The following is a 17555-nucleotide window of genomic DNA, read 5'->3' on the forward strand; positions in this document are numbered from 1 at the left end:
TAGCTGTCCTTTAATAATTTCGACGGGGAAAATTCTTTCTAAACCGTCCCGGCTCGGGGTCCCCCGAGGGTATTTTCGTGGCCGCCTCCTAAGGCAGTCCGAAAGTCCGCTCTTGGCCCAGGCCGTGTAAAAACGCTGTTTTCGTGTAAACGGATGCCGCTGGGTAAACGTTAAGCCAGTATCTCATCAATACAGGTGCAAGATGAAACGCTTTATCGAAGGCGACGCCAGAGGGCAAGGTACGCTTCTGCCAGAACTACTGGGCTTTGAGGGTGTTCAGCCAGCAAAAACAGGACGGCCGGCATATCACCCAGCCGTGCTACTCAAGCTCTACATTTACGGCTACCTCAATCCTATCCAATCAAGCCGGCGGCTCGAGCGCGAAGCGCAGCGTAACGTCGAACTTATGTGGCTGATGCGATGACTGACACCGGACTTCGAGACGATCGCAAACTTCAGCAAGGACAACGGCAAGGCAATCCGTAACGTCTGCCGGCAGTTCGTCGTGCTATGCCAGCAACTGGATCTGTTTGCTGATGCGGTCGTTGCGATTGACGGCAGCAAGTTCAAGGCGGTCAACAGCAGTGACCGCAATTTCACGCAGGCCAAGCTCAAGCGCAGGATGGAAGAAATCGAGGCCAACATTAACCGCTATTTGGGAGACTTGGATACGGCCGACAGGCAGGAACCGGCGGCGAAGCAAGCGCGCAGCGCCCGACTGAACGACAAGATTGCGGCGATGAAATCGCAGATGGCTGCCCTCAAGGAAATCGAAGCGAGGCTGGAAGCGACTGGCGAAACGCAGATATTGCTGACCGATCCGGATGCGCGTTCAATGATGACGCGTGGCTCGGGTCAAGAGCCACTGTTCATGCGGCTCTGAAGCGCATGAGTCTGCGATCACACCAAAACTCCACCTTAATCAACAAGTTACTTGCCATCACATTTTCGACCCCACATCTAGTCAAAAAATCTGCTGATGTGTGCTGCGATGGCCGGTTGAAAAAATCTGACCGTTGGCTAAGGTGCCCGAAGCGCCTTACATCACAAATTCCTATCCCACCGATTGAATCCACCCCAAATTGTATCTTTCCTGCATGTGACGTCACAGGTGAGGATCCTCGTGGATTAAGGGATTAGTAGCGGAAACCGTTCTCGATGTGCACGAAGGTACGTCTTCTGGGCATCATTGAGCGTTTTGCGCAAGTTTGCCGGAGCACCAAGCAATTGGCGGTCAGCCGTTGTAAATGCCATGGAGCAGAGCATCATCCCATCATCAGCAAAGCCGATCAAGCCGCGGTCAAACAGTGCATCAAGCGTGGCAACTAGGGGAAGGCCATTGTTCGGATCTTGGCGCTGGGCATTGGAAGATGAACACCAAGGTATCGCATGAGAGGCACGCAGTACGGGAAGCAAGGAACACCCAGTAACTGCACACCGGTCATCCCATAGTGCAAGCAAGTCGTCGCGATATTTACCCTGGCACAGACGCGTTAACGCCCATGCTCGCGCTTCCGTAGGATTGTGGGCGTACTTTGCTTCGATTGCTGCGATATCGGCGTCACTTGCATGGGCTGCTACCAAGTCCCGCAAAGCATCTTTATTCGTGACTATAGATCGTACTGCTCGTGAAGGTGTACCGCAAAGATCTTTGACTATCTTGTAATGAACCGGATTTCTAGCAATGTCAGCAAACCAAGAAACCTTTCTTTGGTACTCAAGCGATTCATCCGATACGAGAAGGTTGGGATCAGTGACGGCAACGGAATGCTCATCAAGTACTGTACCTGCAGCCACAACCCCTATGAGGTTAGCGTAAACAAAAATAGTTGCACCACGAGCGATGCTATCCAGTTCTTCCTGATAAAAGGATTCCCCGCTAGTGATGATGACTTCATTTTTGATCCAGGCGTCGTGGTGGCTGTAGTCCCTATTTGAGACCGCATCAGTATTGAGAAAAACGGTTGCTAGTTTTTTCTTTTGCTCTTTCTTCTTTTTCAAAGCCTACTACTCCTGATGCTGGTTTAAATTTGAGGGCGTTCATAGTCATTTTCGATAAAACATCTCGCTCTCACATGGTTAGCTGGCCGACAATGTATACCCGGACTGAGTTGTCTGCCTTCATGTTTTCATGGATGGTTCCCGTATAGAAAATAACACGGAACCAACATGGACCTCTACCAAAAAAACTACATCAAGCTGCTGCAACTTCTCCCCAGCCTGCATGAGATGAACGGACCAGCTAAACTCACTGCGCTTGGACATACCGATGTGCATGTAGACATGATCGAGCGCCATAAGCATCGCTTGGTGCTTCGTATGAGCCACTACCTCCAGCGACTGCATGGTGCAGCGATACCTGACCCTGATATGACCATCGAAGTATTTCCGCTGGCGGAGACCGTTGGCGCGCTGACGTACAGTGATTGCTTCGGCTCTCGCAAAGTGTTTTGCCCAGAATTGATGGCCTTCAGCCCGCTTGCAAAAGCGGAACTGAACAATTTCTTGGAACAGTGGCTGACGAAGATGATTGCTGAAGGGCGAAGCCAGCCGAAATCTGAACGAAGGGAAAACGCTGCGTAGCGATCGTTGCTCTAGTGTGATATTTATCGATGACCTACGGATGCGTTTTTCATGGAACCGCAGCCTCGTGTTCTGCTATTGTTCTAGCACTTCAAGCTAGGGCAGAGAAATGGGAAAAAGCATAAGGATCTATCTTCCAAACGACACGGTAGCTGGCATTCGTCACGCCGAAATAGCAAACTGGACCGGGCAGGCTCTTGCATGTCCTCGCTCGCTTTTTAGCGAATTACGCGAGTGGCCCGAGGTCCAACGTCCCGGGGTTTATATTTTGTTCGGTGTGAATGACGAGACTGGTGCCGAAATCGCATATATCGGCGAAGCTGAAGTGCTCGCTGATCGCTTGCACAGCCACCTGTCAGGGAAGGAGTTTTGGTCGGAGCTGGTGAGTTTCAGCAGCAAAGACGAAAACCTTACGAAAGCTCATGTACGCTATTTGGAAGCGCGCCTGGTCGTGATGGCAGGTGAAGCAAACCGCTATCAGCTGGAGAATAATCAGACACCAGCGCTTCCAGCTTTACCAAGAGCTGATCGGGATGCGATGGAGGAGTTTTTGGCTTTTGCAAAGACGCTTCTTGGGGTCTTGGGGCATCGCCTGCTAGATCCCCTTGTCGTCCGCAGAAACGTTATAGACTCACAAAACACTGCTCTGGATAAGCATACCCCTACGCCAGCAGCCAAGGTTCTTGAGCCGTCTTCCGTTTTTCATCTTAGGGTTAGCGGCCTACACGCCAAAGCTGTTTGGACGGAAGAGGGCATGGTCGTCTTGGAAGGCTCAGATGCGGCCCTGAAGCCAGCTTCGAGTCTAACCGGCGGGGCTGTCGCACTAAGACAGATGATGATTGCATCTGGAGTGCTGGAAAGCTTAAACGAGAAGTTGATCTTTAGACGCGACCATATGTTCAAGACTCCATCGCAAGCGGCGGGAATCGTCACTGGATACTCGATCAACGGACGAGACAACTGGAAACTAGATGACGGCACGACCTTCAAGCAATATTTCGAAAGCGGCCTTGACCTTATCTAGCCTGTGTCTCGTCGAGAATCGTTTTATCAACCCAGCTTCGCCTTGATCAGTTGGTAGTAGGTACTGGCACCCGCTGCGCTCAACTTCGCTTCGGCTACAAACTGTTCAACGATCTGCTTGCGGGTCATATCTTTTTGCTTCGACATGCGCACGTAGATTGCGGATGCGATTTCCATCTTCGTCGGCGCCTTCGGCTTCTTCTCGGTCTTGGGCGTAGTTGACACGCCTGTATCGGGTTTTCCTTCGCTTCCCATCCTATCCGCCGTCGGCGTCGATGAAATCGGCGTAGCGGCGGTTTTAATCGGTCCAGTCACGCTGGGCGATGCACCGGCCACGGATGTTTGCGAGACAGTGGTCGTGTTCGACGGCATTGCCGGTTTGTGGTCGTTCGTTGTCTTCGGCAGCTCGGTTGAAGTAATCTTCGCATTCATGATGTAGGCTCTCGTGTGTTTTAAGGAGCCTTTACCATCAACAGTTTTCACCGGCTAGGCAACGACCAGCTTGCAGGTCAAAACCTGTTCATCTTGTCGCGATCAACTGATGCCAACATCCGCTGTGACAGCAATTTTCGGTGTGCAGCCACCTCATTTCCCATCACACCCGCTGGGGTATCCGCTTAAAACCCGCATGAATACGGGGCTGCGAGAGCTACGTTAGAAGCTTTGAACGCCTCGGCTGTGGGACCAATCACTAGTCGGTCAGAAGGTTTAAACGCTTCTAACGTAGTGTCGCCAGCTTTCCGCGGTGCTTGAGTCGGCGGCAGCGCACACGACGGGACAATCCTGCTAGCAAACAAGCATTCTGACGATGACCGCCGACTCAGGACGGCCCCCACCAGAAATTGGTCGCAATCTGACACCTATCAACATTCCGTACCAATTATTCTGCCTGACGCGACGTAAGCAGAATCGTCTGCTACACTGGCGGGGTTAACCCGTATGTCAATATAGACATTTGCGCTACATCCCACTGTGCAGCTAGACAGCTACCCACACGACGACGAGCCCGGAGCACGAATGCTGATCCCCAGAAACAAAAATCCCGTCCTTAACCCGCAAGTCAACCCAACGCTTAATTCGGCAATTAATCCGAATTTCAATGCAAGTCTAAACCCAAGATTTAACGCTCAAATTAATCCTTCGTTCAATGCAAATTTGAACCCAAGCTTCAACGCGGCAATCAACCCATCTCTCAATTCTTTTGTTAACCCGGCCTTTAATCAACAAATTAATCCTTTAATTAATTTATCAATAAATCCAAAAACTAATCCTTCCGTAAATCCTCATATTTCGCCATCAGCGGAAGTGTTGTTCTTATTTTCTATTAAAAATATATCAACTGGATTTTGCATAAGAACTTCAAATGCAGGAATTGCGATTTTTGATTTAATAAATAATTACATAGGTTTTGGCGTTCCCGGTCCCGATAATAGTTATCTGCATTACCTACCTGACAACACTTGGGTTGGCTATTTTATTCCTAACGGGCATGGTGGTCATTTGTGTTTTGATAGGAATTCAAACTGGATAGGTTACTTTGCATAAATAAATAGAAAGAAATAAGAATGATAAAGTCGTGGGCTGTTAAGAATCTTAAATCTATACAAGAAGAAAATCCACTGGAGTTCGGGCCGTTGACATTATTTGTCGGGCAAAATAGTTCAGGGAAAAGCACTTTAATTCAAAGTATATTAATAACTGCGCAGACAATTCAAAACAACGTGGCGTCTAGAAGCGTTGTATTGAACGGAAAAATTGTTCGCCTGGGAGCGTTCTCGGATATAAAATCTAATGATGCCCCACAAAACGAGATAGCAATTTCTTTTGAGTTGAAACGCTCACCTTTTTCACTTCAACCTCAAAATATTTCTAATAAAGGTCGATATTATTCGTCCGAATATCAAGATAAGATGGAGTATGTTTACTGCTCTTATAAGTTTTCAGCTGGAAATTCCGATTTAATCGATAAGAGCCTCCAATTGCAACCGCAATTGGAGAGTGGTACGATTAGTTATAAGTCTGACGGTGCAAATCAAGAATTTTCATTTGAGCGGACTGGCGAATCTGCAGCTTCCTCTTTGTTAAAGCTCGGTGTAAACCTTAGCAATGCTCGAATTCCAGATGAGTCAATTTTAACCTATCGCATAAAATCAAAAATCGAACATGCCTATTTGAACGTATTTGGATTTAATGACCAAATCAAACAGGCAGGCGTTATGTTTCGACACTTTCTTCCTACCAGCGTAGCAGTCTCTTACGATGCGATTGAGGTTGAGGTAGAGTCCATATATGATGCTTTAGTTTACGGAAATTCAAGATACGACTACATTAGTCACATTCAAAAAATTAATAATAATCCGCTATCTAACCAGAAGCTAAATAAAATATTTACTGATGTTTGCCTCGTCGCGTTAAGTAACTCTTCTGCAATTGCAGTAAATAGGATCAAGAGTGCCATTTTAGAACTTGGTTTGAAATTCAACCACAGAAATATTGCTAATGTTCATGCATCGCTTACTTCGGATGAAAGAAAGAAGCTCTCGATATTATTAAATGCAAGAGAAGCCGAAATTAAAAAACACTTGCGTGACGATAGAGAGCCTCGTAATGAGATATCTATGTTTCCGCTTTCCGAACCCATAAGTTATGCGGCAGATTATGTAAGCAATTTTTTTCTTGATAAAGTGAAATATCTTGGACCTCTGCGCGATGAACCAAAATCTATTTACCCAATATCCGGCTATAACGATCCTAACGACGTAGGATATAAAGGCGAGTTTACCGCGGCAGTATTGGAAAATAATAGAAATTCTAATGTGAGTTTTATACCTAGCTCGCATTTCCCATTTTCGACTCTGGATAGAATTCAGACAGGCAGCGCTAAGCTATATGTAGCTGTCAGTGATTGGCTAGAATATCTCGGAATCGCCAGTGAGGTTGCAACAGAAGATAAGGGAAAATTGGGCCATGAAATGACGATCGCGACACAGTCCAGCGATCATCATCACGATCTGACCCACGTAGGCGTGGGAGTCAGTCAAGCCCTTCCGATTGTGGTTCTTTCGTTGCTAGCCGAAAGAGGTTCGACACTAATCTTCGAACAACCTGAATTACATCTACATCCAAAAGTACAAACGCGGCTAGCAGATTTTTTTATGTCTCTTATTTTTGCAGGAAAACAGTGCATTGTTGAGACGCATAGTGAATATTTGATTTCTCGCTTGAGATACCTTTCTGCTATGGCCAAAGATGTGGAAATATCAAAGCAAATAAAGATATACTTTGTGGAAAAGCCAAAAAATCAATCAATCTACTCCGAGGTAACGATTTCAGACACTGGAGTAATAAAAAATTGGCCTGATGGATTTTTTGATGAGACAGAGCGCAATTCGGCTGCAATAATAGAAGCCCAGCTTGAAAAAGCTACAACACGCCGAAAATCAATAAAAGAAGGAAGAATATTGTGAGCAATTTGATTATAGATTCTCCCCTGCTCGCATGTCCAAATCCAATAAATTTTCCTGCAGAAGAATTTGAGGATATATTTTTAGATTATCTCCAGGGTATTTCAGATGTCTCAAAATTGAGAGCCAATTGTAAATCAGTGAAGGTATGGCACGATAGAGACCTTTCGGCAGTTTTACATGAGGAAAAATGCTATCCTTTCCGCCATGCACTTTTGCCGGCCTTTGACGTTTTAAGTATTGATGTTGATTTCCAGTTGCAGGATATAAATGTTCTGGCCATGTCATTACTTGAAAAGACACTTTGCTTCGAGGAAATGGGCGCAATAAATGATGTTGCTGTTGCAGAGTGCGAAATGATTGTCGACGTTATATCTGGACGGAGCAAAAATATCACAGACCACCTATGTAGACAGATATCATTGGCGCTACCTCTACTCGGTGACGGAAAAATTTTTAATGCTAATACGTATCTGGCATCTAAGGTCTTTAAAAAAGATAGCCCGGATGTGAAGGTTGAATATCTATTAGAATTGATTGAGCGTACTGACGGCACCTGCATTGATGTTAATATGCCAGCTCGTATCGAGATTAGTAATTTTCATAGCATAGACACTCTACTTAAAAGATCTGACCTATCTAGTTGGTGGGCTTCTGGGCATGAAAATGCAGCCATCGACGCGTTATGTATCACGGTAGCAAGAGAAGGAGAAAATCCACTTGAGGAAATTGCCCTTCTACGGTCACGATTTACCTTTGGCAAAGAATTTTTCCCAAGTGCGCACAAACATGGATTTATGCATGACCATCCGAAAATAAACAAATTGCTGAGAGCCTGTTCAGATCTTGCCGTTGGACGAAATTTAGCTAACTCGCATGCGTTACGAAGCGGCCGAGGTGGTGATGATCCTCAACGCACAAGAGGTGAGTGGAAGGCCTGGAGGCACGACGTCGATTACGAATTTCATATCCATTATTGGAAAAATGGCTCAGATATAGAAATTTCGAACTTAGTCGTTCACAATGATTTTTGTATTTTTTAATATTTTCTCACTTTCCCCTATATCAAATGTAGTCCTACAAATGTGAGGCAGATACCCCGTCTATGAAAATAGAGGCACCGTGTACAGCCGCCTGTACACGGCTGTATAAGCCATATAGTCTGCCTGTTAATGACAGCGTGACCGTTGGTCTTCGCGTCATCGCCCCAAGCTGACGCACCACCGATCGCCACTCCTGAATAAATGCCCGCGTGCCACTGAACCGGAATCCCCCTAGTCGTCATCGCCTCCAGTAGCACACTATCCGCTGTAGCGCGGTCCCTTACCTCGTGATAGCAATAGAGTCACACGTGTATGACAGTCGTACGATGATTTGTATCGTCAAACAGCCAGTAGGCAGCCGGAATATGCGGCACGACTTAAATAGTCGGCCAAAACCGATGACATATAGTGCTGTCGCTATGCTGCCTTTCGCGACGACATATCATATTGCAGTCTGCATCTAATGATGCTTCGAAGACTCATATTGGTGCTTGGGTTCCGCCTGTACGTTAAAACGTCTGATGGCCCATAACGTAGCAATTAGATGCGCGTCGTCCGAGCAGTGCTGACCTACCTTATTTCTGCCTATACCAAACTAGCAATAAGGTGTAACCCGGCATGCTTGCCAAGTTTCACTCAGTAGCTTGGAAGATTTGAAGGCTCATAACGTACGCACCTCGTCCAACCCCTCGACTAGCTGCCTCATTTCCACCCACAGCGCGACGCCTGTATCCTGCGGACCTGCATGAAAGCTCGGTTTCCAGGGTTAGGCCTGAAGGTTTAAGGGCTCATAACCTACGAACGGCGCCCACACCCTCAACAAGCTGCCGCATTTCCACCTACAGGGCGACGCCTATATCCTACAGACCTGCATGAACGCTTGGTTTTCAGGGGTAGGCCAGAAGGTTCCCAAGCGGCTGATGCATATGTCAGAAGGGGGATGGTTTGGGTTACATGGAAATTTCAAATTGCCATAATCTAGGATATATGCGGGTTCTGAGCTAGGATGTGAATCCCCCTCTCCCAGCGTGCATTTCCTATTATTTCTTTGAACCCCTTGTCCCTCCTCAATTCCTTCTAGTTTCCCCCATGTATCGTAAGCCTCTCCCACAAAGCAAGGAGAGCCCCATGCCCTACACCTACCCCAAAGTCACCGACTTGGAAAAAACCACCATGGTCGGCAACCATCAATGCGTGGCTATGGTCCGTCACTACGCAAGCGCCCCAGCCACATTGTCCTGGAAGCAGGGAGCGGCAGTGATGGGTAATAGCTTGCTGCGCAAAGGCACCGCTATCGCCACATTTATCAGTGGTAAGTATGCGAATAAGCAACATGGCAATCATGCGGCGTTGTACATGGGGCAGACGCCAAGCGGCATCCTTGTCATGGACCAGTGGAAGGGCAAGCGCCCGGACACCATCAGTTCGCGTACTTTGCGCGCCAAAGGCCAGCACAAGAATGGCCTGTTTATCGATCCCAGCAACAACGCCGACGCATTTTTCGTTATCGAATAGGAGCGGCTATGCCATATCAATTGCAGACGTGCAGCGCAATGCTTCTCAGGCTGATGATAACGGGGGCCGCCTGCTGCATATGCCCGGTGCTCGCGCTGGCGGCCATGCCCGACACCCATGCTTGCCCCGTAAGCGTGCCGGCAACATCGATCAGCCTGAACGCCGTGCCAACTGGCTGGACGCCGTATATCGACAGCCCCCTCTACCTGAGCGCCGCGGCGCCTATCGATGGCGCACCGGAGCGCAGGGGCCAGCTGGCGCCCAGCGGCGAACGCAAGAGGAAGGGCCAAACGACGCTCAGTTACCGGCTGGAAGGCAGCTATCCCGATGGCAAGTGGCTGCAATGCAGCTATGGTGCGCATGGCGAGGTGACGCTGGCGAGGAGAATGGATGACAGTGTCAGCCAGTGCGAGTTCAGTTATAAACAGGGCAGCAAAGCCGGGCAGAACGATATCCATATCGCTTGCCGCTAAACGCATGTGCAATGTCTTGCAGGCATGCCGGTGACGCATAAAAAATGCCGTCTAGCCGGGGCCGAAAGGCATTGCGCCTTTTGCTGATCGTGGTTCTGTTCAGGGTGTGGAATCCAGATACGTGAAGCGCGCGGCCACGGACGCTGGCATGTCGCCATAGCGCCTGACCTTGACCAGACCAAGCCTTCCTGCGCCAAGAAAAAAATCAAAAATCGCCAGATAAACGAGCCGCTAACCAAGCAGCCCGCCCCCCAATCAAAACCGGTACTTGAGCGTCGCCGTCACCGTGCGCTCGGCGCCCAGGTAGCATTCGCCGTGGTAGCAGATGGTGTTGTACTGTTTGTTGAGCAGGTTGCTGGCGTTGAGCCTGAGCAGCCAGCGCCCTGTCTCGTATTTCAGCATGCCGGTGAAGATCGCATAGCCGCCTGCGCGCGAGGTGTTGGCCTCGTCGTTCTGGCGCGGGCCGACGTAGTTGATGCCGCCGCCGATGCCGATGCCCTTGGGCAGTGTCTGGTCCAGCCAGAGCGAGGCCATCTGCTGCGGTTCCGTGGCGGGCACTTTGCCGGCTTCGGTGCGGTCGGCGCTTTCCAGCACCCTCAGGTTCATCTTGGTCAGCGACGCCACCAGGTTCAGGTCGCGCGTCAGTTCTGCCTTGGCTTCCAGCTCGATGCCGCGTGAGCGCTGCTTGCCGATCTGGCGGGTATCGCCGCTGATGTTGTCATAAGTGACGACGTTGGTCTTGCGCAGGTCAAACAGGGCGGCGCCAAAGAAGAGGCGCGAATTCTCGGGCTGGTATTTGATGCCGGTCTCTACCTGCTTGCCGCGGCTGGGTTTCAGCGGATCGTTGTTGTAGTCCAGGCCATTGTTGGGCAGGAAGGATTGCGTGTAGCCGGCGTAGGCCGCCCAGCCATCGGCGAACAGATAGTTCAGCCCGGCGCGGCCGCTGAAGACGCTGTCGCTCTGGACGGTGTGGCTGGCGTCGAGCCGGTCGTCGGTGACGCTGCGCGCGTAATCCTGGCGGCCGCCCACGGTCACTACCCAGCGCTCGTACAGCTTGATCTGGTCTTGCGCATACAAGCCGGTCTGTTCAGCCGTCTGCGTGTAGTTCGCCCATGGCTTGGTCGGCATGGCGATGGGCAAGTTGTAGACGGGGTTGAGCAGGTCAAGATCCCGCGTCGGGCCGATGAAGCGGTTCGCATCGCCCTTGGAGCGGTTCCAGTCGATGCCAAACAGCAGGGTCTGGCTGACGTTGCCGCTGTGCAGTTTTCCCAGCAGCTGGGTATCGAGCCCTGTGTGCTGGTGCTTGTCGTCCCAGGTGCGCGCGATGCGCGTATAGGTGCGTTCATCCGCTTGCAGTGCGTCCACCCAGATCACGCGGCGCTTGACGCGGTTATCCGTGTGGCGGAAGTGTTGGCGGACGCTCCAGTCGTCGCTGAACGCATGCTCGAAGCGGTAGCCGAGGGAATTCTGGTCCTGCCTGATGCGGCTGAATGCGGGGTCGCCCATCTTCACCCGCGTCAGGCTTTTGTCGGCGGCGATCGCGTAGTAGGGATCTTCGCCCGACTCATTGCGCAGCAACTCGGCCAGCACCGTCAGCGAAGTTGCCGCGTTTGGCGACCAGCGCAGCGAGGGCGCCAGCGCGTAGCGCTTGCGGTTGATGCGCTGGCCCGTCGGGTAGCGGTCCTGGTCGTCGCTGTCGAGCGCCACGCCAGTCAGGCGATAGCTGAAGTCACTGTCCGGGGCGAACTTGTCGCCCAGGTCGATGCCGATCTGCTTGCGCTGGAAGCTGCCGTACTGCAGCTCCACTTCGCGCACGGGATCGCCGCCTGGCAGCTTGCTGACCCGGTTGATGATGCCGCCCGCGTCGGCCTGGCCGAACATCACCGAGGCCGGTCCGCGCAGCACTTCCACGCGCTCGAGCAGGTAGGGTTCGGTCATGCGGTAGACGATGCCGAAGGGCGTTTGCGCCAGGCCGTCGCGGAAGTTGCCGCTGTTGCCGCTAAAGCCGCGCAGGGAAATATATTCCCAGCCGCGGTTGTCCGGGCCATAGGTATTGACGGAAATGCCGGGCGTCTGGGCCACGATGGCCATTACGTCCTGTGCGCCGCGCGCCTCGATTTCCGTACGCCCGATCACCGAGACCGATTGCGGGATTTCGCGCATGGGCGTGCCGGTCTTGGTGGCCGTGTCGGCGCGGCGGGCAACATAGCCGAAGACGGGATCGCTGGCCGTGTCTTGCTCGGCCTGGACGGTGATGCCGGGCAGCGTCTGCGCCGCGGCCTGGCCGGCGGGCACGACCACCATGGCCGAGCCGTTCCTGGCCGCCGCCAGGCCGCTGCCCGCCAGAGCCGTGTCGAGCGCCTGTTGCAAAGTCATCGTACCCTGGACGGCGGGCGCGTTTTTTCCTTCCACCAATGCGGCGTTGACGGAGATTGCCGTGCCTGCCTGCTGTGCCAGCGCATTGATGGCCTGGCCCAAGGGCCCGGCCGGGATGGCGTATGGCCTTTCCACCGCCACCGAGGCGGCCGGCAAGGCGCCCTGGGCATGGGCGACCATGGGATGGCCGAAGAGGGCGCATGCCGCCAGCAGCGCTGCCGACAGGGCGCACTGGCGCTGCGCCGCAGTGCCGGCGTGGTGCTTGATGGAGGTGACGCGGAGGTGCTGCACAGGCATGGTATGTCCTTTAGGTAAGTTGTCTTGCTGAAGACGCAGAACTTCCCGCATACCGGACAATTATTTTTCCATGCGCAGCAAAGCATTGGCGGCGCAGGATTGCGGCCAGGGGACTTGCTTACCGGGGCTGGATGATGGCCTGCCCATTTTCCTGCCGCACCAGCCTGACCTGCAGGATGGTTGGCAGCACCCGCAGGAAAACGTCGGGCTCGGCGAGACGGAAGCTGCCCGTCAGCCGCAGGTCGGCAAGCGCCTTGTCCGTACCCATCAGCAACGGTTGCGCCAGGTAGTCGTTCCAGCGCAGCACGGCTTCGCCGAGCGGCGTGCCGTTAAATACCATCCAGCCATCTTTCCAGGCGCCGATGCTGGCAAGCGCCACGCTGTGCACATCGCCCGCGCCATCGGCGCCGATGCGTACCGCCTGGCCAGCGTGCAGGCTGGCGTCCGGTATGCGTCCGGGCAACTGGCTGTTTTCGCCGCTGCCCTGGCCGCTCCACACCGCCACATGGCCTTCCGCGACTTCGACGTACATGGCGCTGTCGCGCACGGCCACCGTGAAGGTGGTACCCAGCACCGCCACCTTGCCCCATGGGGTGTGCACGCTGAACGGCCGCGCGGCATCGCGGCTGACGCGCAGGTGAATTTCACCGGTCTGCAGCGTGACCTCGCGCCGGTCGCGGTAATACGCGACAGCGGCACGGGTGCGTGCGGCCAGGTGCAGTTCGCTGCCGTCGCCCATGCGCTGCAGCAGCAACTGCGACTGGCCGGTGTTCAGTGCGGCCAGTTCCACCGGCTGCAACCAGTGCCAGCGCGCGGCAGCCCCGCTCAGGGAGGCCATCCCCAGCAGGCCCAGCGCCGCGACGACCTTGCGGCGTTGCATGCTTGCCGGTAGCGGGCGCGCGATATGCTCCTGCAACCCGTCAGGACTGGAGGCATGCCAGGCGTTCAGCGCCAGGCGATAGATGGCATCGTTGTCGCCGCTGTGTGCGCGCCAGCTGTTCAGTTCCTGCTCGGCCGCCTGCGCCACCGCCGCACCACCGCCGTGGCAGCGGGCGATCAGCAGGAGGGCGTGCTCAAAGGACTGGCGTGGAGACATGGCGCAGGAGAATCAATGCTGTGCGTCAGCGAACAGGCGGCGCAAATCGATGCAGTCGATGACGCCGCGCACGATGTGTTTTTCGATGGCAGCTTCCGTGCATGCCATCTGCCGGGCCGCTTCCGCATGCGTCAAGCCATACAGGCGCACCAGGATGAAGGCCTCGCGGCGCTTGCGCGGCATCGCTTCCAGGCGCGACAGCAGGCGCCCGAGCTGCTGGCGCGCGCACGCTTCGCGTTCCAGCGAAGGGGCGGCATCGGCGGCGATCAGGGTCAGGGTTTCCAGCATGCGCGACTCGGCCAGCTTGCGCCGGGCGCCGTCGGTGACGATGTTCTTGCCGATGTGATACAGCAGCGCGCGTGGATTATGCGGCGCCGTGCGGGCTTCCATGGCGATCAGCCGCGCATAGCACTCCTGGACGATGTCGGTCGCCGTGTGGCGGTCCGCCACGGAGCGGGTGAAGTAGCCAAGCAATTCGTTGTAGTAATGCAGGGTCACGCGTGCTGCTCCCATGGCGGCTGCCATGCCCGGCGATGCTGTCCCTCGCGGCGCGCACGACTGGCTGGATGGCGCGTGCGCGGTGAGGGCCACTGGGCAGGATGCTACTATAAATAAGAATCATTCCTATTTGATTATACTGGACTTGATTACTTTTGGTAATGAACTTGATGATGCTCATCGCCTTGCCTTGCCTTGCCTTGCCTTGTCTTGCCTTGCCGGCCCGGCCCGGCAGGCGAGGCGGCGGGAAGCCTGCGCGTAAATGCTTGGCGCATAAAAAATGCCGTTCAGTCTGGAGTGAACGGCATGGCACCTTGCGGTGGCTGTGCAACTTGGGCTGCGGATCAGGTCCGGATGGCGGACGCTATGACCGCGCCCGGCGCATCAGCCCGTGCACCCTTACCACATGATCACGCGCTGCTCCGGCGCCAGATACATCGGATCGCCCGGCTTGATGTCGAACGCCTCATAGAAGCCAGGCTGGTTCTTCACGGTACCTTTCGCGCGGAACTCCCCGGGCGAATGCGGATCGCTCTTGATTTGCGCAATGGCCGCTTCCGGGCGCAGCTTGGCGCGCCATTTCTGCGCGAAGCCGATGTACAGGCGCTGTTCGCCCGTCAGGCCGTCGAGCACCGGCGATGGCTTGCCGTGCAGCGAACGCTGATACGCCTTGTAGGTGATCGACAGGCCGGAGTTGTCGCCGATGTTTTCACCCAGCGTCAGTTCGCCATTGATGTGGTAGCCGGGCACGGGGCTGTAGGCGCCGTATTGCTTGACCAGTCCGGCGGCCAGGGCCTTGAAGGCGGCGCGGTCTTGCGCCGTCCACCAGTTGCGCAAACGGCCCTTGGCGTCGTACTGGCTGCCCGAATCGTCGAAGGCGTGGCTGATTTCATGGCCGAAGGTGATGCCCAGCAAGCCGTAGTTGACGGCGTCTTCCGCTTTCACGTTGAAGAACGGCGGCTGCAGGATGGCGGCGGGAATCGTGATCGCGTTAAGCGCCGGGCTGTAGCTGGCGTTGACGGTTTGCGGCGTCATCGACCATTCGTCGCGGTCGACCGGTTTGCCCAGCTTGGCCAGGTTTTGCTGGCGGCTCCATTCGCGCGATGCGCGCACGTTGGCGACCAGGTCATGCGGCTGGGTTTTCATGCTGCTGTAGTCGCGCCATTTGTCCGGGTAGGCGATCTTCGGCTTCAGGGCGGCCAGCTTGAGCTGGGCTTCCTTCTTGGTTTCCGGGCCCATCCAGTCCAGCTGCTCGATGCCGTCCTTGAACGAGGCGACGAAGTTGTCGAACATGGCCATCACGCGCGGCCTGGTTTCTGGCGGTAAATACATTTCCACGTAGCGCTTGCCGACGGCATCGGCCAGGGCGCTGTCCGTAAAGCGCAGGGCCAGCTGCCACTGCGGTTCGCTTTGCGGCACGCCACGCAGCACCGTGCCTTCGAAGGCGAAGCGTTCCTTGACGGTGGCGCTGTCCAGGTAGGAGGCATAGCTTTCGATGACGCGCCAGTTCAGGTAGCTCTTCCACGATTCCAGCGGTACGGCAGCCACGGTGTCGGAGAAGCCGGTGAGGAAGCTGGGCTGGCGTACTACGGCCGAGCTTTCCTTTTTCGCCATGCCGGCGGCGGCGAAATACGCTTTCCAGTCAAACGCCGGCGCCATGGCGGCGAACTGGTCGAAAGCGACGCGGTTGTACGATTTGACGGGGTCGCGCATCTGCACGCGCGTCCATTGCACGCCTGCCAGGCGCGTCTCGATGTCGAGGATCTGCGCCGCGTGGTCGGCGGCCTGCTTGTCGCCGCTCATGGCCAGCATGGTCTCGATATGTTTCAGGTACTTGGCGCGCACGGCTTGCAGCTTGGCGTCGTCCTGCTTCAGGTAATAGTCGCGGTCAGGCAACCCCAGGCCGGACTGGCTGATGTTGATCGTGTATTGCTCGGGATCTTGCGCATCGGGCGCGATATAGGCGGAAAACGGCGTGGCGATGCCATTGCCTTGCAGGTAGGCGAACAGGGCCGGCAAGTCCTTCTTGTCCTTCAGCGCGGCGATGCGGGCCAGGTCCGCTTTGACGGGCTTGAAGCCGGCCGCGTTGCGCGCCTTCTCGTCCATGAAGCTGGTGTACAGATCGGCGATCTTGTGCGCATCGCTGCCGGGCTTGCCGGGATTTTTCAGGGTCGCGTCGATCAGGCCGCGCAGCTGGCCCTGGGCGATTTCGCGCAATTCGATGTAGGTGCCCCAGACGGATTTGTCGGCCGGGATTTCCGTGTTGCGCGTCCAGACGCCGTTGACGTAGCCGTAGAAATCATCCTTCGGGCTGACGGCCGGGTCCAGGGTTTTCAAGTCGATGCCGGAGACGGGCGCGGCAGGACTGGCGGCTTGCTGGGCGTACAGCGAAGGGGAGGAGAGGGCGAACAAGGCGCAGCAGGCGGCGCTGATCAGGGAACGGTGCACGAAGATTCCTTTAATTTTAATCTGACTTCATGGTGGAAAGCATGCTGTGTCCAGGCATGTGGCGAAAGATTATACTCGCAGGAATTGCACGTGACGGTGCTGCAATGCAACATGCCATGGGCGTGCCCGCCATCCGGTAGCACGGCAGGGAATGCTGCCTTTTGCCTTCCCACGCCATCTTCGCGGCCATGCCCGATGGCACGCTGCCATGGCCGGGCGTGATGAATTGCGGCAGCAGTAACAAGTACATGACGGCGCTCCCGGGATTGGCAAGGCTGGTGGTCAAGCCCATCAGAAACAGCTTGCGCGGGCCGTCGGCGAGAGGGCCGGGGTCAGTTTGACCCTGGCACCCCAAAGCAAAAAAGCCCGTGATTCCACGAGCTCCTTTGTGATTTTCATACTGAAGCGGCCAACACCCGCCACGGCAAGCCGCGAAGCTACCCTAATCAGCCAAAACCGCCGAAACAATCGAGCGGCGAAGCACAGTCTTCCCGGCATCGATGCCACGCTGTGAAAACGCCGGCGGCAAGGGGCGGCAATGCAGCGGTGAAGTAACACGGTCGAGCTGGATGCACGACAGTATTCATTCATTTTTACGAAGTTAATGACAGGAATGCCAGCACGACCGGATAGAACAATATCGATATCGATTGCCCTTAGCATCGGCGCTATCGATTCGCGAATGCTTATGAAGCATGAACATCCCTAAGCAAGCTGGATTGCCGTTCGATTAACGAAA

General features: G+C 54.5%; 13 protein-coding genes and 2 pseudogenes. 8 read left to right on the forward strand and 7 right to left on the reverse strand.

All coding sequences use genetic code 11. The annotated features are described in order from the left end of the window. Positions 1-202: 202 nt before the first annotated feature. Positions 203-856: pseudogene (locus JaAD80_RS01370) on the forward strand (transposase); the annotation flags it as partial. Between the two features lie 272 nt (positions 857-1128). Here JaAD80_RS01370 and JaAD80_RS01375 read toward each other — a convergent pair. Beyond that, positions 1129-2001, reverse strand: coding sequence for an HNH endonuclease (locus JaAD80_RS01375; protein ID WP_102292539.1), 873 nt, complete (start codon positions 1999-2001; stop codon positions 1129-1131). A 168-nt stretch (positions 2002-2169) separates the two neighbouring features. Between JaAD80_RS01375 and JaAD80_RS01380 the strand changes: the two genes are divergently transcribed. Together JaAD80_RS01380 and JaAD80_RS01385 are read left to right on the forward strand one after the other, a co-directional pair. After that, on the forward strand, positions 2170-2583 hold the full coding sequence (locus JaAD80_RS01380; RefSeq protein WP_102292540.1) for a DUF1249 domain-containing protein: 414 nt from the start codon (positions 2170-2172) through the stop codon (positions 2581-2583). Between the two features lie 109 nt (positions 2584-2692). Continuing rightward, on the forward strand, positions 2693-3607 hold the full coding sequence (locus JaAD80_RS01385; RefSeq protein ID WP_102292541.1) for a GIY-YIG nuclease family protein: 915 nt from the start codon (positions 2693-2695) through the stop codon (positions 3605-3607). Positions 3608-3633: 26 nt separating this feature from the next. Here the strand turns inward: JaAD80_RS01385 and JaAD80_RS31955 are convergent, their stop codons facing one another. Next, the gene (locus JaAD80_RS31955; protein ID WP_146012220.1) at positions 3634-4038 is read right to left on the reverse strand and encodes a hypothetical protein; all 405 of its coding nucleotides are present in this window, start codon (positions 4036-4038) and stop codon (positions 3634-3636) included. Positions 4039-4623: 585 nt separating this feature from the next. On the opposite strand from JaAD80_RS31955, the gene JaAD80_RS30075 reads away from it, so the two are divergent. The 5 genes from JaAD80_RS30075 (at position 4624) to JaAD80_RS01405 (ending at position 10101) form a co-directional block, all read left to right on the forward strand. Next, positions 4624-5151: a hypothetical protein gene (locus tag JaAD80_RS30075; protein ID WP_146012221.1), complete on the forward strand. Its 528-nt coding sequence runs from the start codon at positions 4624-4626 to the stop codon at positions 5149-5151. A gap of 20 nt (positions 5152-5171) precedes the next feature. Continuing rightward, positions 5172-7073: a DUF3696 domain-containing protein gene (locus JaAD80_RS01395; RefSeq protein WP_102292543.1), complete on the forward strand. Its 1902-nt coding sequence runs from the start codon at positions 5172-5174 to the stop codon at positions 7071-7073. Next, entirely contained in the window at positions 7070-8113 is a 1044-nt protein-coding gene (locus JaAD80_RS30080) for a hypothetical protein (RefSeq protein ID WP_146012222.1), read from the forward strand. Before JaAD80_RS01395 ends, JaAD80_RS30080 begins: the two co-directional genes overlap by 4 nt. A gap of 1128 nt (positions 8114-9241) precedes the next feature. Then, the gene (locus JaAD80_RS01400) at positions 9242-9628 is read left to right on the forward strand and encodes a BPSL0067 family protein (RefSeq protein ID WP_102292544.1); all 387 of its coding nucleotides are present in this window, start codon (positions 9242-9244) and stop codon (positions 9626-9628) included. A 53-nt stretch (positions 9629-9681) separates the two neighbouring features. Further along, positions 9682-10101: an STY0301 family protein gene (locus tag JaAD80_RS01405; protein ID WP_308410548.1), complete on the forward strand. Its 420-nt coding sequence runs from the start codon at positions 9682-9684 to the stop codon at positions 10099-10101. A 255-nt stretch (positions 10102-10356) separates the two neighbouring features. Here JaAD80_RS01405 and JaAD80_RS01410 read toward each other — a convergent pair whose 3' ends face one another. The 5 genes and pseudogenes from JaAD80_RS01410 to JaAD80_RS31305 all read right to left on the reverse strand — a co-directional run. Continuing rightward, the gene (locus JaAD80_RS01410) at positions 10357-12774 is read right to left on the reverse strand and encodes a TonB-dependent siderophore receptor (RefSeq protein WP_180979251.1); all 2418 of its coding nucleotides are present in this window, start codon (positions 12772-12774) and stop codon (positions 10357-10359) included. 118 nt (positions 12775-12892) lie between these two features. Beyond that, complete coding sequence (locus tag JaAD80_RS01415; RefSeq protein WP_102292547.1) at positions 12893-13870, reverse strand: FecR family protein; 978 nt, start codon at positions 13868-13870, stop codon at positions 12893-12895. Positions 13871-13882: 12 nt separating this feature from the next. After that, positions 13883-14383 (reverse strand): RNA polymerase sigma factor, encoded by a 501-nt coding sequence (locus JaAD80_RS01420; RefSeq protein ID WP_258002762.1) that lies wholly within the window; start codon positions 14381-14383, stop codon positions 13883-13885. A gap of 384 nt (positions 14384-14767) precedes the next feature. Next, the gene (locus JaAD80_RS01430; protein ID WP_102292549.1) at positions 14768-16816 is read right to left on the reverse strand and encodes a M13 family metallopeptidase; all 2049 of its coding nucleotides are present in this window, start codon (positions 16814-16816) and stop codon (positions 14768-14770) included. Between the two features lie 199 nt (positions 16817-17015). Next, positions 17016-17135, reverse strand: a pseudogene (locus tag JaAD80_RS31305) (LysE family translocator); the annotation flags it as partial. Positions 17136-17555 lie beyond the last annotated feature (420 nt).

Source organism: Janthinobacterium sp. AD80, assembly GCF_002878455.1.
Lineage (GTDB): Bacteria > Pseudomonadota > Gammaproteobacteria > Burkholderiales > Burkholderiaceae_D > Janthinobacterium.